A 23,940-nucleotide genomic window follows, 5' to 3' on the forward strand; every position below is an offset into this window, starting at 1 on the left:
ACATGAAAAATAGATTATGAATGGATGGTAAATGGAGTAAATAAGGAGGATAAAAATGAGGCTCTCAAAACTTGATTTAATAGTAATTCAGGCAGAGGTTTTATTTGTTCATAATCGAGTAGGAAAAATGAAATATGTAAATGAACAAGGAAATCCGAAAGCACCACGTTTTTTTCTTGGCAGAACTCGTGAAGGGAGTATAACGAGATATCATTGTAATGTGGATGATGAAACGGTAAGTAAGATTGAGAAGTTAATTCGAGAACCTTCAAAGCATATAGAGATAGCAAAGATTATTAATATATTAAATGAAGAAAGAACAGTGGAAAATATTTGGATGGGTCCTGCTTTCATGTTTCATAGTAATTTACATAAGCCGACTAGAACAATACAAATAACTGAGAAGAATAGAGAGCTTTTGCGAGAAAATTTTCCTAATCTAATAGAACAGATGGAATGGAGGAAACCTTATTTTGCAATTGTAAAAAATGAAAAGGTAGTTTCTGTTTGTTGCAGTGCCAGAAGTACGCCCGTAGCTGCTGAGGCAAGTGTGGAAACTTTAGCGGAATTTCAAGGGAATGGATATGGTACTGATGTTGTTACAGCCTGGGCCTTATCAATACAAGAGGAAAAGCGCATTCCACTTTATAGTACTGCTTGGGATAATTTTGCTTCGCAAGCAGTGGCAAGCAAACTAAAACTTATTAACTATGGAATGAATTTACATATTGATTGAATTTTAAGTATTGTTTCGTTCTATTTGTTTGTATTTAAATATATAGATTAATGCAAATGGTGATATGGTGAATATTAACATTCGGTTAACACCTAATTAACAATCTATCAAAACTGACTTAATAAATGCGTAATATAGTAAAGGTAACAAAATAACTAGGGTAGAGAACATTTGAGAACACCCACTTACATATAATGTGCCACTTTCTTAGGTGTGCTCTATTCCCTAGAGTTCAAATAAGGAGAAAGGCGTTCTATGTAAGTAGGTGTTTTTAGTTTGGATAAAAATAGAACAGTTAGGTGGAATAAATGTTTAAAGAACCTTATATTGCGATGATAAAGGATTGGAAAGGATACAAAGCATACAAAAAATTGCCGAAAACAGTTTTTCTTATGACTGGTTCAATGCTGGAATTACCAGAGCGTGTATATGAATTGCAGAAACATGGACATGATGTATTTCTTCATTGTGATTTTATACAAGGTTTAAATACGAATACAGAGGAAGCGCTTTTGTATATTCAAGATGTTATCGGGGCACAAGGTATTATTTCAACAAAGGGTTCGACAATTCGAAATGCTAATAAAATTGGATTGAAAACAATTCAACGTATTTTTATTGTAGATACTTTATCTCTTACTAAATCAATTGAAAATTGTAAAACGACTAGACCAAATGCAGTAGAGATTATGCCGGGGATTATGCCTTCTATAATTAAACAGCTAGTAGAGGAAATAGAGTTTCCTATTATTGCAGGCGGGTTGATTCAAACGCGAGAAGTTGCGGAAATTGCAATTCGTGCAGGAGCAAGTGCGATTTCAACAAGTCATTATGAAGTATGGATACATGAAGAAAAAAGGAGTGCAACTTTGTGATTGAATTGAAAAATGTTTCAAAGGTATATAAAAATGCAGAAGAGACAGCGGTTAAAGGCGTATCGGTTCATATTAAGAAGGGCAAATTTTTTGTTTTAGTTGGACCTTCGGGATGCGGGAAAAGCACATTATTACGAATGATCGCTGGCTTAGAAGAGATTTCTTCGGGAGATTTAATTATTAATGAACGTGTTGCAAATGATCTAGAGCCGAAAGACCGTAATCTATCAATGGTATTTCAAAATTATGCATTATATCCACACTTATCTGTAGAAGAAAATATTTTATTTGGACTTAAGGTAAGAAAAGTACAAAAAGAAGAGCGACAAAAGCGACTAATGGAAGCTATTGAAATGGTAGGACTGAAAGAGTATGTGAAAATGAAACCAGGTCAATTATCAGGCGGACAAAGACAGCGTGTTGCGCTTGCTAGGGCGATCGTGAGTCAAGCACCAATCTGTTTAATGGATGAACCACTTTCGAATTTAGATGCGAAATTACGTGCGCAAATGAGAATTGAAATTAGAGAAATTCAGCAGCGATTAGGAATTACGATGATTTACGTTACCCACGATCAAATAGAAGCGATGACTATGGGAGATCGTATCATGGTTTTAAATAAAGGAAGTATACAGCAAGTTGGAACACCACTTGACATATATAACGAACCAGCAAACGAATTTGTTGCAAGCTTTATAGGTTCTCCTTCTATGAATATAAATGATGGAGAAGTGGATAAAGAAAAAGGTGTATTACATATAGGGAAATTGCAAATTCCATTATCTATTGGACAGTTAAAGCAATTACCAGAAGGAATAATTCGTATAGGCATGCGTCCTGAGCATATTGCACTGTCTGAGGAAGGACAAGAAGTGACGCTGCAATCTGTAGAAGTATTAGGGAATGAATCTATATTAAACTTTGCGGTAAATGGAACAACTTGGAGTGCGAAAGTCATCGGACAGTTACTCTTGAACAAAGGTGACAAAGTAAAATTATTATTCTCACAAGAAAAGTTATGCTTCTTTAACGAAAACACGAATGAACGCTTAAAAGTGGTAGCTGAAGAAGAGTTGAAAGTGGTGGCGAAATAATGATCGAAGTAAGTAAGTTACCAGTTCAAACAAAGGTGTCAAAAAAGAAAAAAATATGGGGGAGAACGAAAGATTTAAGAATAGGATTATTGTTTTTGGCGCCATCTATTTTGCTATTTTCGATTTTTCTGTTCTATCCATTGTTTAGGACGATTTACTATAGTTTTTATTTAACCGATATACATGGAGAAGCTAATCTTTTCGTTGGCTTAGAAAATTATCAATATTTATTCTCTGATCCAGCCTTCTACAAAAGTATAAAATCAACTTTACTATTTGTTTTATATACAGTGCCTACAAGTATTATATTTGCTTTGTTTCTTGCATTGATTGCAAATGGAAAGGTAAGAGGTATTGGGTTATTCCGAGTTCTGTTTTCTTCGACGATGGGAATTTCAGTAGCTGCTAGTGCAGTGATTTGGCTATTTTTATTTCATCCAAGTGTAGGATTATTTAATAATATATTAGCCGCTATGAATCTTCCTGCAATCGCATGGTTAACGAGCCCGGACTGGGCACTATTCTCTGTATCAGTTACAACAGTTTGGGTGAATACAGGGTTTGCATTTTTAGTTATATTAGGTGGTTTACAAAATATCGATACGTCTTTATATGAGAGTGCATCTATAGATGGTGCTAGTTATTTATATAAGCTTCGCCGTGTTACATTACCGATGCTATCGCCAACTTTATTCTTTATTGTAACAGTAACGTTAATTAGTGCGTTCCAAAGCTTTGGACAAATTGATATTTTAACGCACGGTGGACCGAATGATGCAACGAATTTAATTGTGTACTCGATTTACAAAGAGGCGTTTGTGAATCATCAATTTGGAACAGCAAGTGCACAAGCGATGGTATTATTTGTTTTCATTTTCATTGCTACATTACTTCAATTTAAGTTTGCTGAGAGAAAGGTGCATTATAAATGATTGTTAAACAGTGGAAGCAAAATTTCCTATTATACATGCTGCTCATAATTAGTGCAGTAATGGTATTTTTTCCTGTACTGTATGCGTTTTTAATAAGCTTTATGACACCAGACGATATTCAAATGAGAAGGTTATTTCCAACTCAATTTACTTTTGATAATTTCATTAATATTTTTCAAAAAGTACCACTTTTTACATACTTATATAACAGTTTAATTGTATCGACAGTCGTTATGATTGGACAACTTATCGTATCAAGCTTAGCGGCGTATGCTTTTGTTTTTCTTCAATTTAAAGGGAGAAACTTAATTTTCTTCCTGTTTATTTCAACGATGCTTATTCCGTGGGAAGCAACGATGGTACCTAACTTTTTAACGATTCAAAACTTTGGCTGGATCAATAGTTTCGCTGGGATGACAGTGCCGTTTTTTGCAACAGCTTTCGGTATTTTCTTGTTACGTCAACATTTTATGACACTCCCGAATGAACTGAAAGAAGCTGCTTTTATTGAAGGGATTGGAAATATAAGATTTTTATTCAGCGTTGTAATACCGTATTGTAAAACGAGTTTTATTACGCTTGGAGTATATAGCTTTTTAACAACATGGAATATGTATTTATGGCCACTTTTAGTGACCACTGATGAAAAAGTAAGAACAGTGCAAATCGGTGTAAAGCAGCTTCAGTCTCAAGAAGTTGCAACTGATTGGGGAAGCGTAATGGCCGGTGTTACGGTTATCGTTATTCCAACATTGATTTTACTATTTTTAGGGCAAAAGCAATTACAACAAGGATTAACAAAAGGTGCAATTAAATAACTAAGAGAAGGTGAGATTTAAATGAGTCTAGTTAAAAAAGGTGCTGCTTTATTAATGGCAGCAACAATGGCATTATCTAGTGCCGCTTGTTCAAATAGTAAAACAGAGGGAAAACCTGAAGCACAGGCAAAAGTAGCACCAGTTGAAAAAAATGGTGATAAAACTGTAATTCGCTTCTGGCATGCGATGGGTGGAAAAACACAAGGAGTACTAGATGGTCTTGTTGCAGACTATAATAAGTCGCAAAATAAATACGAGATAAAGGCAGAGTTCCAAGGGACATATGAAGAGTCTTTAACGAAATTTAGAACGATGTCTGCAACGAAAGAAGCGCCAGCTCTTGTTCAATCGAGTGAAATTACAACGAAATATATGATTGATAGCAAAAAAATCACACCAATTGATAGCTGGATAAAAAAAGATAAGTACGATACGTCAAAATTAGAAAAAGCAATTACAAATTATTATTCAGTTGATGGAAAAATGTATTCTATGCCATTTAATTCATCTACACCAGTATTAATTTATAATAAAGCTGCTTTTGCAAAGGCGGGCTTAGATCCAGAGAAAGCTCCAAAAACATATGCGGAATTACAAGAAGCAGCGAAAAAGTTAACGATTAAAGAAGGCGGAAATGTAAAACAATATGGATTCTCCATGCTTAACTACGGTTGGTTCTTTGAAGAATTGTTAGCGACACAAGGTGCTTTATATGTAGATAACGAAAACGGTCGTAAGGATGCTGCAAAGAAGGCGGTATTTAACGGTAAAGAAGGACAGAAAGTATTTGGAATGTTAGATGATTTAAATAAAGCTGGCGCCCTTGGAAAGTATGGAGCAAGTTGGGATGATATTCGTGCTGCGTTCCAGTCTGGACAAGTTGCTATGTATTTAGATTCTTCAGCAGGTGTTCGTGATTTAATTGATGCATCTAAGTTTAATGTAGGTGTTTCATATATTCCATATCCAGAGGATTCGAAACAAAATGGTGTTGTTATTGGGGGAGCATCATTATGGATGACGAATATGGTTTCAGAAGAAACGCAACAAGGTGCTTGGGACTTTATGAAATATTTAACGAAGCCAGACGTACAAGCGAAATGGCATACTGCAACAGGTTATTTCTCAATTAATCCAGATGCATATAATGAGCCATTAGTAAAAGAGCAATATGAAAAATATCCGCAGTTGAAAGTAACAGTAGATCAACTGCAAGCGACAAAGCAATCTCCAGCAACACAAGGTGCTTTAATTAGTGTATTCCCAGAATCACGAGATGCAGTTGTAAAAGCATTAGAAGCGATGTATGACGGGAAGAATAGTAAAGAAGCGTTAGATGAAGCTGCCAAAGCAACAGATAGAGCAATTAGTATTTCAGCTCGTACGAGTCAAAAATAAGAGAAAGCCGTATCCTTAAAAGGGATACGGCTTTCTTTATAGGGAGATAAGGGATCAAAGAAATGATGAAGTCTTATCTCTTTTATATGAGTAAAGGGTCTAGAGTGAATGTTGTCCTTTTCATTATTTATTTAACTCCATTGCGACTTGTTTACCATTTACGAAAACCTCTACTACCGCTACTACAACTTCCATTACTTTTTTCATCTCTCATCTCTCCTTGTTTTTTGTTTCATTTCTTACTTTCAGTATAAGGAAATACAGTAATTACAACTATCGAATTGGATGACAAGAGACTTACATTGTTGTAAGGGTAATAGTTTAGTTTGTAATAAAGTGAAACTTTAATCAGTGGGGGTCTTACGGCCCGTTAATGCGTGATAAATATGATTCAAGGTTAAGATTCGGAATTTTCCGTTGTTTTGAACTATAATTAGAAAGAGGGGGGATAATATGAAAAGAATTCTTGTTATTAGTGATATTCATGGAGAGATAGAAAAGTTTGAACAGTTATTGGAAGAAGCTCAATATGATGCGAAACAGGATCAATTAATCTTACTGGGAGATTATGTAGATCGTGGTCCAAATGCGCGTGCTGTAATTGAAAAGGTAAGAGAATTGAAAGAAGAGGGAGCACTCATTTTAAAGGGAAATCATGAAGATATGATGATTAAGGCGTTAACGACAAATGAGGAACGTTCATGGAACCATTGGGTAAAAAGAAATGGTGGAGATAAGACATTATATAGCTATGGATTTGTAGAAGAAGATATTGTGGTTAATGAGAAAGACTTCCAAAAACCAATTTTACACTCTCGTGTATTAGAGGAACATATAAAGTTTATTCAAGAATTAGATCATTATATTGAAACAGAAGAGTATATATTTGTACATGCTGGGGTTGAACCGATGAAACGAGTTTCTGAATCTGAACCATATACGTTAATGTGGATCCGTAATGAATTTCATAATGGATATAGCGGTGAAAAGGTTGTTGTATTTGGGCATACGGAAACAAAAACGCTTCATGGTAGTGAGGAGTGCGGAGTGTATTTTGGTAGTAATCGTATTATTGGAATTGATGGCGGGGCTGTGTATGGCGGTCAGCTAAATTGTTTAGAGTTGCCGAGTAAAAAGGTATATGTAATAAAAAATTGAAAGAGATAAGAGGAATCTTATTTCTTTCAATTTTTTATTAAGCTAAATTTAAGACAAAGTTTTTATAATAAAACTTCAAAATTTTAGAAGGAAATAGTTAAAAATGAAATTACGTAATGCAACTACATTCTTTTGTTATGAAGAGAAGAAATGTAATAATAAATAGAATTGAACTATTTGATGGAAGGTGAGAGCATGCGTTTACTTGTAGTAGAAGATAATGCTTCGTTATTAGAGTCTATCGTACAAATTTTGCGTGATGAATTTGAAGTAGATACGGCAATAAATGGAGAAGATGGATTGTTTTTAGCTCTTCAAAATATATATGATGCAATTTTGCTGGATGTGATGATGCCAGGGATGGACGGATTTGAAGTGATTCAAAAAATACGTGATGAAAAGATTGAAACACCAGTCCTGTTTTTGACAGCGAGAGATTCTTTAGAAGATCGGGTGAAGGGATTGGACTTTGGTGGAGATGACTATATCGTTAAGCCATTTCAGGCCCCTGAATTAAAAGCGAGAATTCGCGCTTTACTACGCAGAAGTGGTAGTTTAACAACGCAGCAAACGATTCGTTATAGAGGGATTGAATTGTTCGGAAAAGATAAAGATGTTCAAGTAGATGGACAAGGTATTAAGCTGACATTGAAACAATATGAGCTACTAGAGTATCTCATTCAAAATAGCGGGAAGATTTTAATGCGTGAACAAATTTTTGATCGTGTTTGGGGATTTGATTCAGATACGACAGTAGCGATTGTAGAAGTGTATGTGCATCATTTACGTAAAAAATTAGAGCCATCCGGTTATCAGAAAGATATTCAAACCGTTCGAGGTATTGGATATATATTAAAAGAACAATGAAAAACGGAAGTATGTTTCAAAAAACACGCATTCGTTTGACTATAGTGAACTCATTAGTATTTATTCTATTAATAGGTATATTAGGTAGTATTATTTATTCATACACATATAAGCGTATTTATAATGAAGTGGATCAATCTATAAAAATGATAGCTCAGTATAGAGAAAAATTAGATGTTAAAATACCACCAAGAAAACGCATGGAGAATATCCAAATTGGAGATCCGCGAGTAACTAGAATAACTTGGAATGGAAAAATAGTGAAAATAGAGGGCGATAACCGTAAATTTCGTTCTATTTTTGAAGAGAATTTGGAAAAGTTTTCTCCAAAAAAATTAGAGGATTTACAAGATATTGAAGTACAAGGACGATATTTTAGAGCATTTTCGCTTCAAAAAGATGGAGAAATAGTTCAAATCGTGCGAGATATAACAGCGGAAGAAGGAATGTTAAATACTTTATTTTTAATTCTCGTTATAGGTTGTAGCATAGGAAGCCTCTGTGCGATAGGTATCGGCTTTTTCCTAGCTGGTAGAGCACTTGTACCTATTCAAAATTCATGGGAGAAACAGCAACAATTCGTTTCTGATGCATCACATGAACTAAGGACACCACTTGCAGTTATTCAATCAAAAACGGATGTTTTATTCCAGTCACCATCCGCTACTATAGAAGAAAAAGCGATGGATATTTCTACAATTTCAAAAGAATGTAGGCGGTTATCGAAACTTGTTAGTAATTTATTATTGCTAGCACGTTCTGATTCTAATCAAATTGAGATGGATAAGAAAACATTTGAACTTGATAAATTGTTAGAAGAAATAGTAGCTCCATATAAGGAGATTGCTTCTTATCAAGAAAAAGAAATGATGCTAAAAGTAGAACGTGGTGTATCTTTTATGGGGGATAGAGAGCGGATTCATCAAATGATGGTCATACTGTTAGATAATGCGATGAAGTATACAAACGAAGGTGGGCATATTCAAATCGATTGCACGCAAACGAGTAGTTCAATTCGTATACAGGTGAAAGATGACGGGATAGGAGTGAAAGAAGAGGATATTCCGAAATTATTTAATCGTTTTTATCAAGGGGATAAAGCAAGAAGTACGTCAGAAGGAGCTGGATTAGGTCTTTCAATCGCAAATTGGATTGTAGAAAAGCATTATGGAAAAATATCAGTAGAGAGCAAATGGGGAGATGGAACTTGCTTTGAAGTGATATTCCCTAAAAATCAAAGAATATAAGTAAGAAGACGATCTTGTTTTTACAAGGTCGTCTTTTTTTAAGATAAAGTTAAGAAACTATTTATATTATGTATGGCATAAAGAAAGTTCGTTACATGAAGAAGAGACTAGGTGTATGTGAGTGAGTTTTATCAATCATAATGTTATCTCAAGCAGCGATGAGATGTATGTATAGTATTAAAAAAACTAGGGGAATGATGGGAAAGAAAGTATAAGAGGGAGGAATTAATTTTGAAAAAGAAAATGATGACGGTATTCGCTATTGGAGTAATGAGTTTAATTATATTAGGGGGTGCCTCTCCTTCTGAAACATCAAAAGGAAAGACTGATTACACGCAGCGCAGTAAAGAACAATTGAACAATGGTAAGATACATGCAGTGCATACAGAAGAAAAAGCAGAGAAACTAGGTATTGAAACGGAAGGAAAAGAACAAATTACACTAGAAAAAGAAATTCATGAAACAGAAGTAGGAAGGGAAGCAGAGCAGTTAGGCATATCGATTGAAGGAAAAGATGTTGGGACGCTGTCAGAAGAAATCTATGAAACAAAAGTAAAGCAAGAAGCATTAAAGCTAGGTATATCTATAGAGAATACATCAATTGTAGATTTAATTACTCAAATTAATGCGATTAAAATTAAAGATGAAGCAGATAAATTAGGTATTTCGACAGATGGAAAAGAAATCGAAGACATCGCGGAAGAAATCTACGGAAAGAAAGTAAGAGAAGAAGCAGGAAAGTTAGACATTTCTCAAAAAGGAAAAGAAATTGAAGAGTTAGCACAAGAAGTGTACGAACAAAAAGTACAGGAAGAAGCAAAAAAATATCATATTGATTTGTATGGTAAAGATATATATCAAATATTAAGAGAAATTAATGAACAAATGGTGCTACAAATGGCAGATGAGCTTAATATGGATAAAATGAATATGAATATTCAAGAGTTAGCGGAAAAGATAAAAAAAGATCAGCCTGAAAAAGGAAAAGAACTAAATTTTGTACCGATGATACGAACGGATGCTGACGCATTTTATTCTTATTTAACGAATTAATAAGGGCGTGAAAGCGATAAGAAAATTGAAGTGGTATATATGTACAGCTTTACTAGGTACAGCAATATGGAGTGTATATACAAATGGAATTCCAAAGTATGTAGAGAAGTTAACATTCTCAAATATACAAAGAGGAAAAGAAACGGAGTTTAGTAATAACGATGAAAAAGTCATCTTATCAAATGTTCCATTAATTCAGCAGTTACCAGAATTGGATAGAGGCTGTGAAGTGACAAGCTTAGCGATGATGTTACAATACGCTGGTGTTTCAGTGGATAAGATGACATTAGCAAATGAAATAAAAAAAGTTGATTTTATAGACAATGGTGTGCGCGGGAATCCAAATGAAGGATTTGTAGGTAATATTTATACATTCTCTGAATCAGGATACGGTGTATATCATGGGCCACTTTTTCAGTTAGCGGAAAAATATTTACCTAATAAAGCTGTAGACTTAACAGGGAAGAATATAGAAGAAATTTATAAGAGTGTAAAAGCAGGGAAACCTGTAGTCATGATCACGAATGCAACATTTGCACCATTAGATGAAGATGAATTTACTACATGGGAAACAAATAGTGGAGATGTTTCTATTACGTATAATGAACATTGTGTTGTACTTATTGGGTATGATCAGGAATCTGTATATATTCGAGATCCACTTGAGGATAGCTTAGATGTAAAAGTACCGAGAGAAGCCTTTGAACAGGCATGGGTACAAATGGGAAGTCAGGCAATTAGTTATGTAAAGAGCGCTAAATAAATTAGGACGAAGATTTTTAGTAATATGACTATAAGGGGAAGGATAAAACATTTGAGGATTATAAGAAAAGTTTTATAGAGTAGAAGCTGTTAAGAAATAAGAGAACTTTAGCATATATAATGCTAAAGTTCTCTTATTTTTATGATTAAAATACGTATAAGGATTGAATATGCAAAAATGCATAATTGACGAAAAAATTACATGTTATCATTATATATTGTTTTATATATGTTAATTGTATAAAATGACACAAGTATCCACATTACATAAAGGAGGCTTATTATGCAAAAAATATTTAACTGGGTTAAATGTATGAGTATCAATAAAAAATTAATCATTTCATTTTTTATTATTTTAACTATACCAGGAATTATTATCGGTGGTGTTTCATATCAAACTGCCAAAACAAATTTTGAACATCAAATGACAGATAAAGCAAAGGAGAATATTTCAGTTTTAAATACTGTTATTTCTCAAAATATAGAAGAGAAATTTGTTGATGCGACGTACTTTGCAGACATCTTAACAGAGGATACATATCCAAACGGACAAGAAGAAATAGTAAGAACGAAGTTAGCACAATATATAAAGCTTCATCCAGAAGTAGAAGGTATTTATATTGGAACAGAGACGGGAAAGTTTATAAGAGAACCATTTATCCAAATGGCTGATGGGTATAATCCAACAGATAGATCTTGGTATAAAGAAGCACATGAAAATAAAGGGAAAGTAATTGTTACTGCACCATATCAATCAGCATCTACAAAAAATATGGTAGTGACAATTGCGAAAGAAGTAAAAGATGGTAAAGGTGTTATAGGAATTAATTTAAACTTAGATAACATCTTAAAAATTTCCAAAATGATTAACATTGGTGAAAAAGGTTATGCAGTTATTTTAGATCAAAATAAGCAAATTGTTAGTCATCCATCTAGAAAACCAGGTGCAAAAGTTACTGATCCTTGGATTAAACCAATTTATGAAGATAAACAAGGAAATGTGTCTTATACAGAACAAGATGATAAAAAGAATTTAATCTTTGCAACAAATGAGAAAACAGGCTGGAAAGTAGTTGGCGTTATGTTCGATGAAGAAATTACTCAAGCTGCCAGTCCAGTGTTTTATAAGACTTTGATTGTCATTGCTATCGCTATTGCATTTGGTAGTGTATTAATTTATTTCATTACAAAGTCTATTACAAGGCCATTACGAAAAATAGCTGAATCGGCATATAAAATTAGTAAGGGAGATTTAACAGAGAAAATTACAATCCATTCCAAGGATGACATAGGAAAATTAGGGAATTCATTTAATGAAATGTCTACGTCTTTACAAGATGTTATTACCCAAATAAGCTTTTCAGCAGAACATGTTGCAGCATCGGCAGAAGAGTTAACAGCGAGCGTACAGCAAGCAAATGATGCGACAGACCAAATTACAATTGCAATGGAACAAGTATCAGGTGGGGCCGAATCACAAAGTCAAGGTGTTGAAGAAGGTGCGGCTACATTGCAACAAGTAAATACAGCAATTCAAGATGTAACTGGAAGCGCAGAGTCAATTTCTATTTCCTCATTACATGCGCGAGAAAGAGCTGAAGAGGGAGAAGATTTAGTTGAACAAACCGCAAAACAAATGCAGTCTATTTCTAAATCAGTATCCGAGTCAGATGCTATTATTAAACTTCTTGATGAGAAATCAAAGCAGGTAGGGGCTATTTCTGAAGCAATTCAAAACATCGCTACTCAAACGAACTTATTAGCTTTGAATGCGGCTATTGAAGCAGCAAGAGCAGGTGAACAGGGACGAGGATTTGCTATTGTAGCAGATGAGGTTAGAAAATTAGCAGAGCAATCAGGAGAGTCATCTGGAGAGATTGCAAATTTAATCGCAGAAATTAAGGCGGATATTGAACATACTGTTAAGGCAATGGATAATGTGAATGGAGAAGTTCAACAAGGCCTTGATGTTGTAACAAAAACGAAAGTAAGTTTTACGGAAATTTTAAGTTCTACTACACATATTGTTTCTCAAGTTAATCAAATGGTAGAAACAACGAAGAGAATTGCTGGAGATGCAAATGAAGTGACAAATGCTATTGATGAAATTGCAGCTGCTGCAGAAGAAAATACAGCTAGTATGCAAAGTGTTGCAGCTTCAACAGAAGAACAGGTTAATTCCATGGAAGAAATTAGTTCAGCTTCGCAAAACTTAGCTGAGATGGCCGAAGAACTACAAGCGATGACTAGTAAATTTAAAGTATAATAATAGCAGATAAGTAAGGTGAAAATAATATCACCTTACTTATTTTTCTATTCAGCAATTAGGGGAGTCATTAACGGGATGAAAAAAAGAAAAAGACTATGGAATTTGTGGAAAACGATTACATTGTTAGTTTGTACAGTTGTAATTTTTTCTTTACTTGTGACAGATGTATTAATTAGTCATAATGTGGAACGGACGACGGAGGATAGCCAATCAGAGAAGGCAAAAACAATTGCACACATTGTGGCGAATGATTCGATTGTAATCGATGGTTTGGTTGGGAAAGCAGATACCTCTGCAATCCAAACGTATACAAATAGGATATTAAAAAACACAGGTGTTCAATTTATTGTAGTTATGGACATGGATGGAATAAGAAAATCTCATCCAGATCCTCAAAAAATAGGTCATCATTTTATTGGCGGGGATGAAGGGCCTGTATTGAAAGGAAAAGAACATGTATCGTTAGCAGAAGGAACTTTAGGTATTTCCATGCGAGTGTTTGTACCAATATTTTCTGAAACAGGTGAACAACTTGGAGCAGTGGCTGTTGGTATTTCAGCAGATAATGTAAAAGAGAGAGTTAAGGAAAGTAGACATATCATTTATATTGGTGTCGGAGTTGGTGTATTAGTCGGAATTATAGGAGCAATATTGCTAGCTAGACATATAAAGAAAAGTTTATTCGGTCTTGAGCCGCACAGGATAGCAAAAATTCTTGAAGAAAGAAATACGATGCTACAATCTGTAAAGGAAGGTATTATTGCTGTAGATAAAGAGGCTAGAGTAACGTTAATTAATAATGAAGCGAAACGTCTATTTAAAAAAAGCGGACTTGAAGAAGATTTTATCGGTAAAGATGTTGAGTTGTATATGCCAAATTCACGTATAAAAGAAGTATTGCAAACGGGAGAAGTACAATTAAACGAAGAACAAAATATTTACGGAATTACGATTGTGACGAATCGAGTTCCTTTATATGTAAAAGGAGAAATAGTTGGTGCAATTGCAACATTTCGTGATAAAACAGAGATTAGAAAACTAGCAGAGGAACTAACTGGTATTAGACTATATGCAGAAGCATTACGGGCACAATCTCATGAGTTTATGAATAAGATGCATGTCGTATTAGGGCTTACACATATGAAGCAGTATGAAGAATTACAGAAGTATATAAGCGGCATGGTATCAGAGCATCAATATGAAATTGGTGGAGTTATGAAAAGAATAAAAAGTCCAGTATTTGCTGGTTTTTTACTAGGTAAGCTCAGCTATGCTAGAGAGAAAAATATAAAATTAATTATAAGTGAAGATTCTTATATGCCGGAAATAGATGATGAAAGTATTACTCATGAACTTATTACGATTGTCGGAAATTTAATTGATAATGCATTAGAGGCAGTTACGAATTGTGAAAAGAAGCGAGTTGAAGTTAAGATACAACATGGGGATATACTAACTATTACAGTACAAGATACGGGAAAAGGTATACAAGAAAAAGAAATAGAGGAATTATTTACGAAAGGTTATTCCACAAAGGGAGATAACCGCGGTTATGGTTTGTATCTTGTAAAAGAAAGTATACAGCGAATAAATGGGGAAATTCATATGCATTCATTAGTAGGTAAGGGAACAACGATAACAATTGAAATACCTAAAGGTAGGGATGAGAGGCAAATATGATTAAAGTTTTAATTGTAGAAGATGACCCGATGGTAGCAATGCTAAATACGCATTATTTAGAGCAAGTAGGAGGATTTGAACTTGTTCAAGCAGTTAACTCAGTAAAGTCGGCGATCGAAATATTAGAGAAATCACGAGTAGATTTAGTATTACTTGATATTTTTATGCCTGAAGAGACTGGTTTTGAGCTTTTAATGTATATCCGGAACCAAGAAAAAGAAATTGATATTATAATGATTTCAGCTGTACATGATATGGGAAGTATTAAAAAAGCATTACAATATGGTGTAGTAGATTATTTAATTAAACCATTTACATTTGAACGATTTAAAGAGGCATTAACTATATATCGAGAAAAACTTACTTTCATGAAAGAACAACAAAAAATTAGTCAATCGGAATTAGATTCGTTAATTTTACAAAAAGAAAAAAGGGAGCCTACTGTCACGAAAGAGCTTCCGAAAGGGTTAACGAAGCAAACGTTGCAATTAATTTGGCAGAAGATCGAGTCGTTGAATGGAAGAGTGTTTACAACAGATGAAATGGCACAATTAGTTGGAATTTCAAGAGTTTCTATTCGAAAATATGTAATGTTTTTGACTGACATTGGAGTGTTAGAAAACGAAATGATGTACCAACATGTGGGCAGACCTGTAAGTAAATTAAGATGTGTTGATCAAAAGAAAATAGAGTTTTACGTATAAGCGACTTAATATGAGTCGCTTATACTTTTTTTAATTACAAAATCAATTACAAAACTTACAAAAACTATTTTTACTATTGAAAGCGTTTTAATATTGTTATTAAGAAAACGAGGGGGTGCCATATGGGAATTCAAAAGAATGTGGAAGCGGTATCATTTTCTGAAGGAAATGAAGTACAAAGAGAATCTTTCGCTTCTAAAATTATGAATGTAAAAATCGGTGTTATACCTTTACCGTTATATGTAGTATTGGCTGCTATTATTTATGGGGCATCTGTATATAATAAATTGCCAGCAGATATGATTGGTGGATTTGCAGTTATTATGATCATGGGGATTTTCTTAGGCGATATTGGGATGAGAATTCCAATTTTAAAAAATATCGGCGGTCCAGCAATACTTTCGTTATTTATTCCATCATTACTTGTATTTTTTAACTGGATGAATCCAGCTTCAATGGAAGCTGCGACTATGTTAATGAAAAAATCGAACTTTTTATATTTATATATTTCTTGTTTAGTAGTCGGAAGTATTTTAGGAATGAACCGTAAAGTGTTAGTACAAGGTTTCGTTCGCATGTTTATTCCTTTAGTAGTAGGGACGTTAGCTTCTGTAGCAGTAGGGTTATTGGTCGGTTCATTATTTGGATTTGAAATGAAGCACACATTCTTCTTTATCATCGTACCAATTGTGAGTGGTGGTATCGGGGAAGGGATTTTACCATTGTCGCTAGCTTATAGTGATATTTTAAATGAATCATCAGCGACGTTTGTATCACAGCTTATTCCAGCAGCTATTATTGGAAATATGTTCGCAATTGTAAGTGCAGGGTATATGAAGCGTTTAGGTGAGAAGAAACCGGAGCTTAGTGGTAACGGTGTATTAGTGAAAACAGACAATCAAGCAGAATTATTAAAAGAACAAAATACAGAGAAGCCAATTGACTTCTCATTAATGGGAGCAGGTTTATTAATTGCGTGTACGTTCTTCATCTTCGGAGGATTTGCTTCTAAGTTCATCGGTATTCCTGGGGCAATCATTATGATTTTCTCAGCAGCACTTGTGAAATACTTTAAATTAATGCCAGCAAAAATGGAGCAAGGAGCATTCCATTTATATAAATTTATTTCGAAGAATTTAACTTGGCCTTTAATGGTTGGATTAGGATTGCTATATATTCCGTTAAAAGACGTAGCAGCAGTTCTTTCAGTAGGATATGTTGTTGTGTGCGCATCGGTTGTTCTTACAATGGTAGCATCAGGTTTTCTTGTAGGGAAAGTGATGAAGATGTATCCAGTTGAATCGGCGATTGTAACTGGATGTCATAGCGGTTTAGGCGGAACTGGAGATGTTGCTATTTTATCGGCTTCAAATCGTATGGAATTAATGCCGTTCGCGCAAATTTCAACTCGTTTAGGCGGGGCGGCAATGGTTGTAACGGCGACAATATTATTAAAAATGTTTTCATGATCAAACAAGCTAGCTATATTCGTATAGCTAGCTTGTCAAATTAAGGGGAGATTATAAGTATGTTAGCAAATCAAATTAATGAAAGATCATTGTTATTGCATAAAGAATTAGTAGGGAAAATTGAAATTACAAGTAAAGTGGAGGTAAATTCAGCGGATGATTTAAGCCTGACGTATACACCAGGTGTAGCGGAGTCGTGTAAAGCAATTGCGGCAGATGAAGAAACGGTGTATGACTATACAGCACGTGGCAATATGGTGGCAGTTGTTTCAGATGGAACAGCGGTACTTGGTTTAGGAAACATTGGACCGAAAGCGGCTATGCCTGTTATGGAAGGAAAAAGTATTTTATTTAAGAAATTTGCGAATGTAGATGCTTTCCCATTATGTTTAGGCACAACGGATGTAGATGAAATCGTTACCCTTGTAAAAAATTTAGAGCCTACATTTGCAGGGATTAATTTAGAAGATATTGCAGCACCGCGTTGTTTTGAAATTGAAAAACGATTAAAAGAAGAAACGAATATTCCTGTATTCCATGATGATCAACATGGAACAGCTATTGTCGTTTTAGCAGCTGTTATTAATGCATTAAAAGTTGTTAGCAAACAAATGGATAATGTGAAAATCGTGATTAACGGTGCGGGTTCGGCAGGAATTGCAATTGGAAAATTATTATTAAAGGCTGGTGCAAAGCACATTACGTTAGTTAGCCTAGAAGGTATTGTTTGTGAAGGTGAAACATGGATGAACGAAGCACAAATTGAAGTTTCAAAAAAGACAAATCGTGAACATGTGCGTGGAACGTTAAAAGAAGCGATTCACCAAGCTGATATTTTTATTGGCGTATCTGCTCCTAACGTATTAACGAAAGAACTTGTACAGACGATGAATGAGAAAGCAATTGTGTTTGCAATGGCGAATCCAATTCCAGAAATCTTCCCTGAGGATGCATTAGAGGCTGGGGCAGCTGTAGTAGGAACTGGGCGCTCGGATTATGCGAATCAAGTAAATAATGTATTGGCGTTTCCCGGAATATTCCGCGGTGCGTTAGATGTGCGCGCAACTGATATTACAGAAGAGATGAAATTAGCGGCAGCATATGGGATCGCTAACATCATTACTGACGAAGAACGTAATGCGAATTATGTAATCCCGAATCCATTAGATAAAAGAGTTGTTCCAAGTGTTGCAGAAGCAGTAGCGAAAGCAGCTATTGATTCAGGCGTGGCGCAAATTACGAAAATACCAAGTTATTAATAGCGAAAAGCAGTGCCTAAAAGGCACTGCTTTTTTGAGATAAGAAATCAAAATAATGAAGAAGTGTAGAATTATTTATGTTTCTTCACTATTTATTTAATTCCATTGCAACTTGTTTACCATTCACTAAAACCTCAGTTACTGCTACGATTACTTCTATCATTTTTTTCATCTCTCATCTCTCCTCGTTTCATTTCTTACTTTAAGTATAAGAGAAGAGAGATAATTCAACTATCGAAGTACATGACATAGAAATTACATTATTGTAAGAAAGTGGTTTATTTTTGTCACTTTACTCGGCAGTGATTACAAACTGATCATAATATTTTTCATTCACATATATATTTAATAACCATAATCCAGATGAAGGTAGTGACATAGTGAGAGGGAGTTCGTTTGCAGTAGAATCGATTGTATTTGAAGTGGTCCAAGTTTGTTTGGAAGTTTCTTTTTGAAAGAGTACTGGTGTCGGAGTTACAGATCCTTGTTTTAGCGCAATAATAGACAATTTTCCAGTTGGTATTTCAGAATCTAGAAAGTACCACATTATTTCATTTTGTTCATTCGCGATAATAGGACTATCAGCCATTGCGATTTTTCCTTCGATGCCTTTTAAAGGTATTTTTCCGTCTATGAATGAGGGGGCTTCTTCCCAATTTACATCTTTTAAAACACTAAGATGAAAGAAGGAAGGTGCGTTCACTTGATTGGATGACGTTGCGACAGCTTCAGTTTTAGATGCTTTTGAATCAGGTTGTGCTGGTGTGCATCCAGTGATGAGGAAGGAGAGAAGTAGCATAGTTCCGATTTTTTTCATGGTGCCACACTCCTAGTTTTTATTGTTAGTGTAATTGTATTTGCTAGAAGGCGGGACAATTCCTTTAAAGTATAAAAAGAGGTCGTAAGTTTTGTACGACCTCTTTTGACATTTTTATCCCGTAAAAGCCCGATTGGTGTAGGTTAATAATTAGTGGGAGATAGTCCCCACTAATTAAAGTTTCATTTTATATTTGTTCCGTTGTATAGGTTGGTTCGGTTTCTTTTTGAGGCATCGTCAAAAAAATAACGGACAGAACGATACATACGCCGCCTAATAATTGATATGTTCCAAAAGATTCATTTAGCCAAGTGATTGAAACGATGGCAGCTACAAGGGGTTCAATGCTAGATAAAATGCTTGTTTCTGTTGCTGCTAAATATTTAAGACTACCGATATATAGAAGGAAAGAAAGGGTACCACTAATAATGATAAGAATAAGCATAGAAAAAGTTTTTAGTGTAAGGGTTTGTGAAAATTGATTCCACCCGAATGAACGATTATAAATAAGTAGTGCAATTCCTCCGATTAACATCCCCCAACCAATTACTACAGTTGTCCCGCATTCTTTAATGAGAGAAGCCGGATGAAGGGTATAAAATGCAAATCCGATTGCTGTTAATAGTCCAAAAATAATAGCTTTTTTGGATAAAACAATATTTTCAATTGAGCCATTTGTAATAATAAAGTATGTTCCTATTAGCGCGGCTATAATTGCGAATAGTTGCATGGAAGCAGGGAATTTTCTTTGTTCAAATGCAACATACATGGTAATAAGAACAGGGCCTAGAAATTGAAATAGCGTTGCTGTGACTGCATTACTAATATGAACCGTTTCGATAAAGGCGTATTGCGCACCGAGCATGCCGAGAATAGAAAAAATAATAAGTTGTATAGAATATCTAGGGTGTTTCCAAATTTGAAATATATTTTGTTTCTTTATAAGTAAGAAAGACAAAATAAATATTCCTGCAAGCAACAATCGAATTGTTAAAAAATCAATTGAGGATACATTAGTATGCTGAAATAGCCACTGAATCATTGGACCAGATAATCCCCATAATGTAGCCCCTGTAATAATCATAATAAGTCCGATACGTCTACCATTGTTCATTATCATGTTTCTCCTCTCCAGTATTTGATTTTTTATGTGTGACATGATAAAAGGAATTATATATAAAATCTGGTACTGTAAAAAGTATCAGATTTTAGTTTTATTAAGGGGTCAGATATTATGTTAGAATTAACGCCTAATTTAAATATGAATAGTAAAAAGGCATTATATGTGCAATTGTATGAGTATATAAAAAAAGAGATTAAAGATGGATCAATTGTCCCTTTTACGAAATTACCGGCTAAGCGAAAGTTAGCGATACATTTACAGGTAAGTAAAAATACAGTAGAGGCAGCGTACGAACAATTACTTGCAGAAGGTTATATTGAGTCGATATCGAGAAAAGGTTATTTTGTATGCAAGATTGAGCAAATGGCTCATGTAGAGGATAGCGGAGAGAGAATAGAAGAAGTACCGTTTCAGGAGAAGAGTTATAAATTTGATTTTACACAAACAGGAATTGATACAAATGCTTTTCCATTCAATATGTATCGGAAAATTGTAAATGAAATATGGCAGCCGCATAATAACGAACTTCTCTTTCTAGGACACCCTCAAGGAGAAGCGAGCTTAAGAGAAGAGATTACGAATTATTTGTATGAATCTAGAGGTGTACGTTGTTCAGCTAGTCAAATTGTATTAGGAGCGGGAACACAAATATTAGTGAAACTATTGTTTCAATTGTTAAAGGGAAGCAATTATGCAGTTGAAAACCCAGGGTATCATAGAAAGATGGTTGTTTTTGAACAGGGAGAAGCAAGAGTCCAAATGTTATCTTTAGATAGAGATGGAATTTGTATTGCAGATTTAGAAAATAGCAATGCGAATGTTGTATTTGTTACACCTTCCCATCAGTTTCCATATGGAATGATTATGCCTATTACGAGAAGGATGCAGCTTTTACAATGGGCAAAGAAAGAAGAGAGCAGGTATATTATTGAAGATGATTACGATAGTGAATTTCGCTATTCTGGAAAGCCTATACCGGCGCTGCAAGGGTTAGATACAGAGGGGAAAGTTATTTATATGGGGACGCTATCTAAAGCATTATTGCCATCGCTACGGATGAGCTATATGGTGTTGCCGAAGAAATTAATTAAAAAGTATCAACAGCAATATTTATTTTATACACAAAGTGTTTCAAGAATGGACCAAGAAGTGATTAGAAGATTTTTAAATGAAGGCTATTGGGAAAAACATATTCATAAAATGCGTGTCGTCTACCGAAAGAAGAGAGATCGACTTGTTTTTGAAATAGAGAAATATTTCTCTAATCGTGTTGAAGTGATAGGAGAAGATTCGGGATTACACATTTTATTAAAAGTGCATAATAGAATGCGGGAAGAAGAATTAATTCAAGAAGCTGCGAAACATAGTATCAAAATATATCCTGTGTCTACGTACTATAAAGACGGTACGGCGCCTGAGAATGTAGTTTTACTTGGGTTTGCGATATTATCAGAGGAAGAAATTGCGAAAGCGATTCAATTATTACACACGGCATGGTTTACAAGAAAGTAAAAAACATCCTCCAAACATGAGGATGTTTTTTATTATTTATTTTCATCTAAGAATAAGACCATATGCTCTTCGTCCCAATATTGTCCGTTATATTTTAATGAACGTTCTTGTACACCGAATGTTTTAAAACCTAATGATTCATAAAGTTTTTTCGCTCCATCGTTGCCAACAACAACATCAAGCATAACTTGTTCTACTTCTAAAGATTTAGCAAGCTCAAGACATTCTTTAATAAGTGCTTTTCCTGCTCCAAGTCCGCGTGCTTTTGGAGATACATATACAGAACCGATTTTAGCTTTATGTTCTTGTTTTACATATGGTTTCGTTTCCAGTGTTGCAACCCCGATTAATTTTCCATCTTTAAATGCACCTAGCGTATAGTTTTCATCTTGTGCTAATTTTTGTGCTTTATATTCAATCGCACACTCTTTATTAATAATATCTTCATAAGAAGAGCTGAATGCTTCAGGGTTTTGCTTTAATCCTTCTACGCGAAGTTCTAAGTAAATTTCTGCTTCGTCTTTTGTTAATACATGGATATCCAATTATATCACCCTCCAAATCTTTGCAAATGTACCTTTATTTTATATTGAAATAAGAATAATTTCAAAAGCTTAGCTTATATGAGCTGTTTTTATGAACAAAATAACACCAGTAGTGTTTACTACTACTGGTGTTTTCACACGCATATTATTCAAAAGGTAGCTCGATTATAAAGTTTGTTCCCGCTCCTAATTGGCTTGTTACTAGAATAGAACCGTTATGCAATTCTACAATTTCCTTTGCAACAGCTAGCCCGATACCTTTTCCGCCTGTAGCTCGTGTTCTAGATTTATCGACACGATAAAAACGGTCAAATATATGCGGGATATCTTCTTCAGGAATACCTTCACCTTCATCTTGTACACTTATTGTAAAAGAATCTGTTTTTGTAAGTACACGTATCGTAATGGCTGTGTTTTCTGGCGAATGTTGATAAGCGTTGTGTAATAAATTTAACATAACTTGTTCCATACGTCTTTCGTCTATACAAACTTCTAAATCATCTTTGCAATATACATGAAGCTGCATTTGCTTATTTGTTAATGTTGTTTTTGTTTTTTCTACCATTCGTTCTAAAAATGGCTGAAGAAGCACTTTTTGTTTTTTTATAACAAATTGGTGTTGTTCTAATTGTACAAGCATAAATAAATCTTGGACGAGATCGGTTACACTATCCGTTTCATCCTCAATGATTTGTAAGTATTCTTCTCGCTCCTCTTTTGTTAAAGAGTCTCTCTTTGCTACCTTTGCATAACCTTTCATATAGGTCAATGGAGTTAATAGTTCATGAGCGACACTAGCGAGAAATTCATTGCGCTCTTTTTTCATATACGTAAGTTCACTCGATAAATCTTCAATTGTTTTTGCTAAACTACCGAGTTCATCATTTCGTTTAATACCTAATTGAATTGGCTTGTTTAATTTTGACATTTTTTCTGTCGCTCTTTTCATTTTTACAAGTGGTTCTGTAATAACGCGTGAAAAAACAAAGACAGAAATTGTTGTTAAAATAATTGTTAAAACGCTAATGATAAGAAATTGGTTCATGAGTTTAAGCAACATATTTTCTAGGAAAGATGTTTTTAATAACATATATAGCTTTCCTTGAAACTTTGTTGTGTTAAGTGGGCTTACTGTTGTGATGAACTTTGATTTTTTCCAGTTCCTTTCAACGACTAAGCCGCCGTCTGGGACAGTTTCTGTTTTACAAGTAAGTTGTTTTTGCATATCTTTTGTTACGGGTTCTGAGGTGGAAATAATTTTGCCGTTATGGTCAGTAATAATGATAGCTATATCGGAGTTAGAAATTGATTCCGATTCAACTAAGTGTGCAGCCTCATTCGTAATATCGAACTCAGGGTACACAGGACGTTTAGGATTTTTATTATGTTCAGCGTGTTTCATTTCTTTATAATATTCATCCCGTCTCTCGCGGCTTTTAATTTTTTTACTATAGCGATTACCTTTCTCTAAAAGAGCATCTGTTTCCTCTACAATACGCATTTTTGAAAGGCTTTTATAAAAAGATACGAAAGCAATTGTTTCAATACATAAAGCTAATATTAAAAAGTATGTCCCAATTTTAAGGGAAAGTTTACTCATTTTTTCACCATACCTTATTCAT

The 23,940-nt window shown here is 34.4% G+C and carries 21 protein-coding genes and 1 pseudogene; 18 read left to right on the top strand and 4 right to left on the bottom strand.

From position 1 onward, the window contains the following. The first annotated feature begins 55 nt into the window (after positions 1–55). From QCI81_RS17210 to QCI81_RS17285, 17 genes and pseudogenes are all read left to right on the top strand, one after another. Positions 56–736: a GNAT family N-acetyltransferase gene (locus QCI81_RS17210; RefSeq protein WP_001239779.1), complete on the top strand. Its 681-nt coding sequence runs from the start codon at positions 56–58 to the stop codon at positions 734–736. Positions 737–1,044: 308 nt separating this feature from the next. Next, positions 1,045–1,611 (top strand): glycerol-3-phosphate responsive antiterminator, encoded by a 567-nt coding sequence (locus tag QCI81_RS17215; protein ID WP_000472004.1) that lies wholly within the window; start codon positions 1,045–1,047, stop codon positions 1,609–1,611. Then, positions 1,608–2,705 carry an ABC transporter ATP-binding protein gene (locus QCI81_RS17220; RefSeq protein WP_071732248.1) on the top strand — a complete coding sequence of 366 codons (1,098 nt, stop codon included), beginning with the start codon at positions 1,608–1,610 and terminating at the stop codon, positions 2,703–2,705. Before QCI81_RS17215 ends, QCI81_RS17220 begins: the two co-directional genes overlap by 4 nt. Continuing rightward, positions 2,705–3,637 (top strand): carbohydrate ABC transporter permease, encoded by a 933-nt coding sequence (locus QCI81_RS17225; protein ID WP_000573794.1) that lies wholly within the window; start codon positions 2,705–2,707, stop codon positions 3,635–3,637. Before QCI81_RS17220 ends, QCI81_RS17225 begins: the two co-directional genes overlap by 1 nt. Next, positions 3,634–4,455 (top strand): carbohydrate ABC transporter permease, encoded by an 822-nt coding sequence (locus QCI81_RS17230; protein ID WP_000635946.1) that lies wholly within the window; start codon positions 3,634–3,636, stop codon positions 4,453–4,455. Before QCI81_RS17225 ends, QCI81_RS17230 begins: the two co-directional genes overlap by 4 nt. 21 nt (positions 4,456–4,476) lie before the next feature. Then, positions 4,477–5,853: an ABC transporter substrate-binding protein gene (locus QCI81_RS17235; protein WP_353810861.1), complete on the top strand. Its 1,377-nt coding sequence runs from the start codon at positions 4,477–4,479 to the stop codon at positions 5,851–5,853. A gap of 453 nt (positions 5,854–6,306) precedes the next feature. After that, on the top strand, positions 6,307–7,011 hold the full coding sequence (locus QCI81_RS17240) for a metallophosphoesterase family protein (protein WP_000821972.1): 705 nt from the start codon (positions 6,307–6,309) through the stop codon (positions 7,009–7,011). 195 nt (positions 7,012–7,206) lie between these two features. Continuing rightward, positions 7,207–7,878 carry a response regulator transcription factor gene (locus QCI81_RS17245; protein WP_001238624.1) on the top strand — a complete coding sequence of 224 codons (672 nt, stop codon included), beginning with the start codon at positions 7,207–7,209 and terminating at the stop codon, positions 7,876–7,878. After that, positions 7,875–9,125, top strand: a complete 1,251-nt coding sequence (locus QCI81_RS17250; RefSeq protein WP_000788471.1) for a sensor histidine kinase — start codon at positions 7,875–7,877, stop codon at positions 9,123–9,125. The genes QCI81_RS17245 and QCI81_RS17250 overlap by 4 nt, the downstream gene beginning before the upstream one ends. Before the next feature lie 231 nt (positions 9,126–9,356). After that, positions 9,357–10,178 carry a hypothetical protein gene (locus tag QCI81_RS17255; protein ID WP_000728574.1) on the top strand — a complete coding sequence of 274 codons (822 nt, stop codon included), beginning with the start codon at positions 9,357–9,359 and terminating at the stop codon, positions 10,176–10,178. Positions 10,179–10,185: 7 nt separating this feature from the next. Continuing rightward, entirely contained in the window at positions 10,186–10,941 is a 756-nt protein-coding gene (locus QCI81_RS17260) for a C39 family peptidase (RefSeq protein ID WP_000644447.1), read from the top strand. Positions 10,942–11,364: 423 nt separating this feature from the next. Beyond that, a pseudogene (locus QCI81_RS27210) lies at positions 11,365–12,267 on the top strand (HAMP domain-containing protein); the annotation flags it as partial. Between the two features lie 120 nt (positions 12,268–12,387). Beyond that, positions 12,388–13,206, top strand: a complete 819-nt coding sequence (locus QCI81_RS27215) for a methyl-accepting chemotaxis protein (protein WP_438285312.1) — start codon at positions 12,388–12,390, stop codon at positions 13,204–13,206. 78 nt (positions 13,207–13,284) lie between these two features. Beyond that, entirely contained in the window at positions 13,285–14,889 is a 1,605-nt protein-coding gene (locus tag QCI81_RS17270; RefSeq protein WP_071732247.1) for a sensor histidine kinase, read from the top strand. Next, on the top strand, positions 14,886–15,593 hold the full coding sequence (locus QCI81_RS17275) for a response regulator (RefSeq protein WP_000598666.1): 708 nt from the start codon (positions 14,886–14,888) through the stop codon (positions 15,591–15,593). The genes QCI81_RS17270 and QCI81_RS17275 overlap by 4 nt, the downstream gene beginning before the upstream one ends. A 122-nt stretch (positions 15,594–15,715) precedes the next feature. Further along, entirely contained in the window at positions 15,716–17,062 is a 1,347-nt protein-coding gene (locus tag QCI81_RS17280; RefSeq protein ID WP_000512722.1) for a 2-hydroxycarboxylate transporter family protein, read from the top strand. 59 nt (positions 17,063–17,121) lie between these two features. Further along, entirely contained in the window at positions 17,122–18,321 is a 1,200-nt protein-coding gene (locus QCI81_RS17285; protein ID WP_000880781.1) for an NAD(P)-dependent malic enzyme, read from the top strand. A 292-nt stretch (positions 18,322–18,613) separates the two neighbouring features. On the opposite strand, the gene QCI81_RS17290 is transcribed toward QCI81_RS17285, so the two are convergent. After that, positions 18,614–19,138 carry a DUF4871 domain-containing protein gene (locus QCI81_RS17290; RefSeq protein ID WP_000719680.1) on the bottom strand — a complete coding sequence of 175 codons (525 nt, stop codon included), beginning with the start codon at positions 19,136–19,138 and terminating at the stop codon, positions 18,614–18,616. A gap of 187 nt (positions 19,139–19,325) precedes the next feature. After that, complete coding sequence (locus QCI81_RS17295; RefSeq protein WP_064531986.1) at positions 19,326–20,252, bottom strand: DMT family transporter; 927 nt, start codon at positions 20,250–20,252, stop codon at positions 19,326–19,328. Between the two features lie 120 nt (positions 20,253–20,372). On the opposite strand from QCI81_RS17295, the gene pdxR reads away from it, so the two are divergent. Then, complete coding sequence (gene pdxR / locus QCI81_RS17300; protein ID WP_065211573.1) at positions 20,373–21,773, top strand: MocR-like pyridoxine biosynthesis transcription factor PdxR; 1,401 nt, start codon at positions 20,373–20,375, stop codon at positions 21,771–21,773. A gap of 32 nt (positions 21,774–21,805) precedes the next feature. Here the strand turns inward: pdxR and QCI81_RS17305 are convergent, their stop codons facing one another. Both QCI81_RS17305 and QCI81_RS17310 read right to left on the bottom strand, forming a co-directional pair. Continuing rightward, positions 21,806–22,318 (bottom strand): GNAT family N-acetyltransferase, encoded by a 513-nt coding sequence (locus QCI81_RS17305; protein WP_000351212.1) that lies wholly within the window; start codon positions 22,316–22,318, stop codon positions 21,806–21,808. Between the two features lie 145 nt (positions 22,319–22,463). After that, positions 22,464–23,918: a HAMP domain-containing sensor histidine kinase gene (locus QCI81_RS17310; protein WP_000041023.1), complete on the bottom strand. Its 1,455-nt coding sequence runs from the start codon at positions 23,916–23,918 to the stop codon at positions 22,464–22,466. Between the last annotated feature and the right edge of the window lie 22 nt (positions 23,919–23,940).

The sequence above is a fragment of the Bacillus cereus group sp. MG20 genome, assembly GCF_040459885.1.
Taxonomy (GTDB): domain Bacteria; phylum Bacillota; class Bacilli; order Bacillales; family Bacillaceae_G; genus Bacillus_A; species Bacillus_A cereus.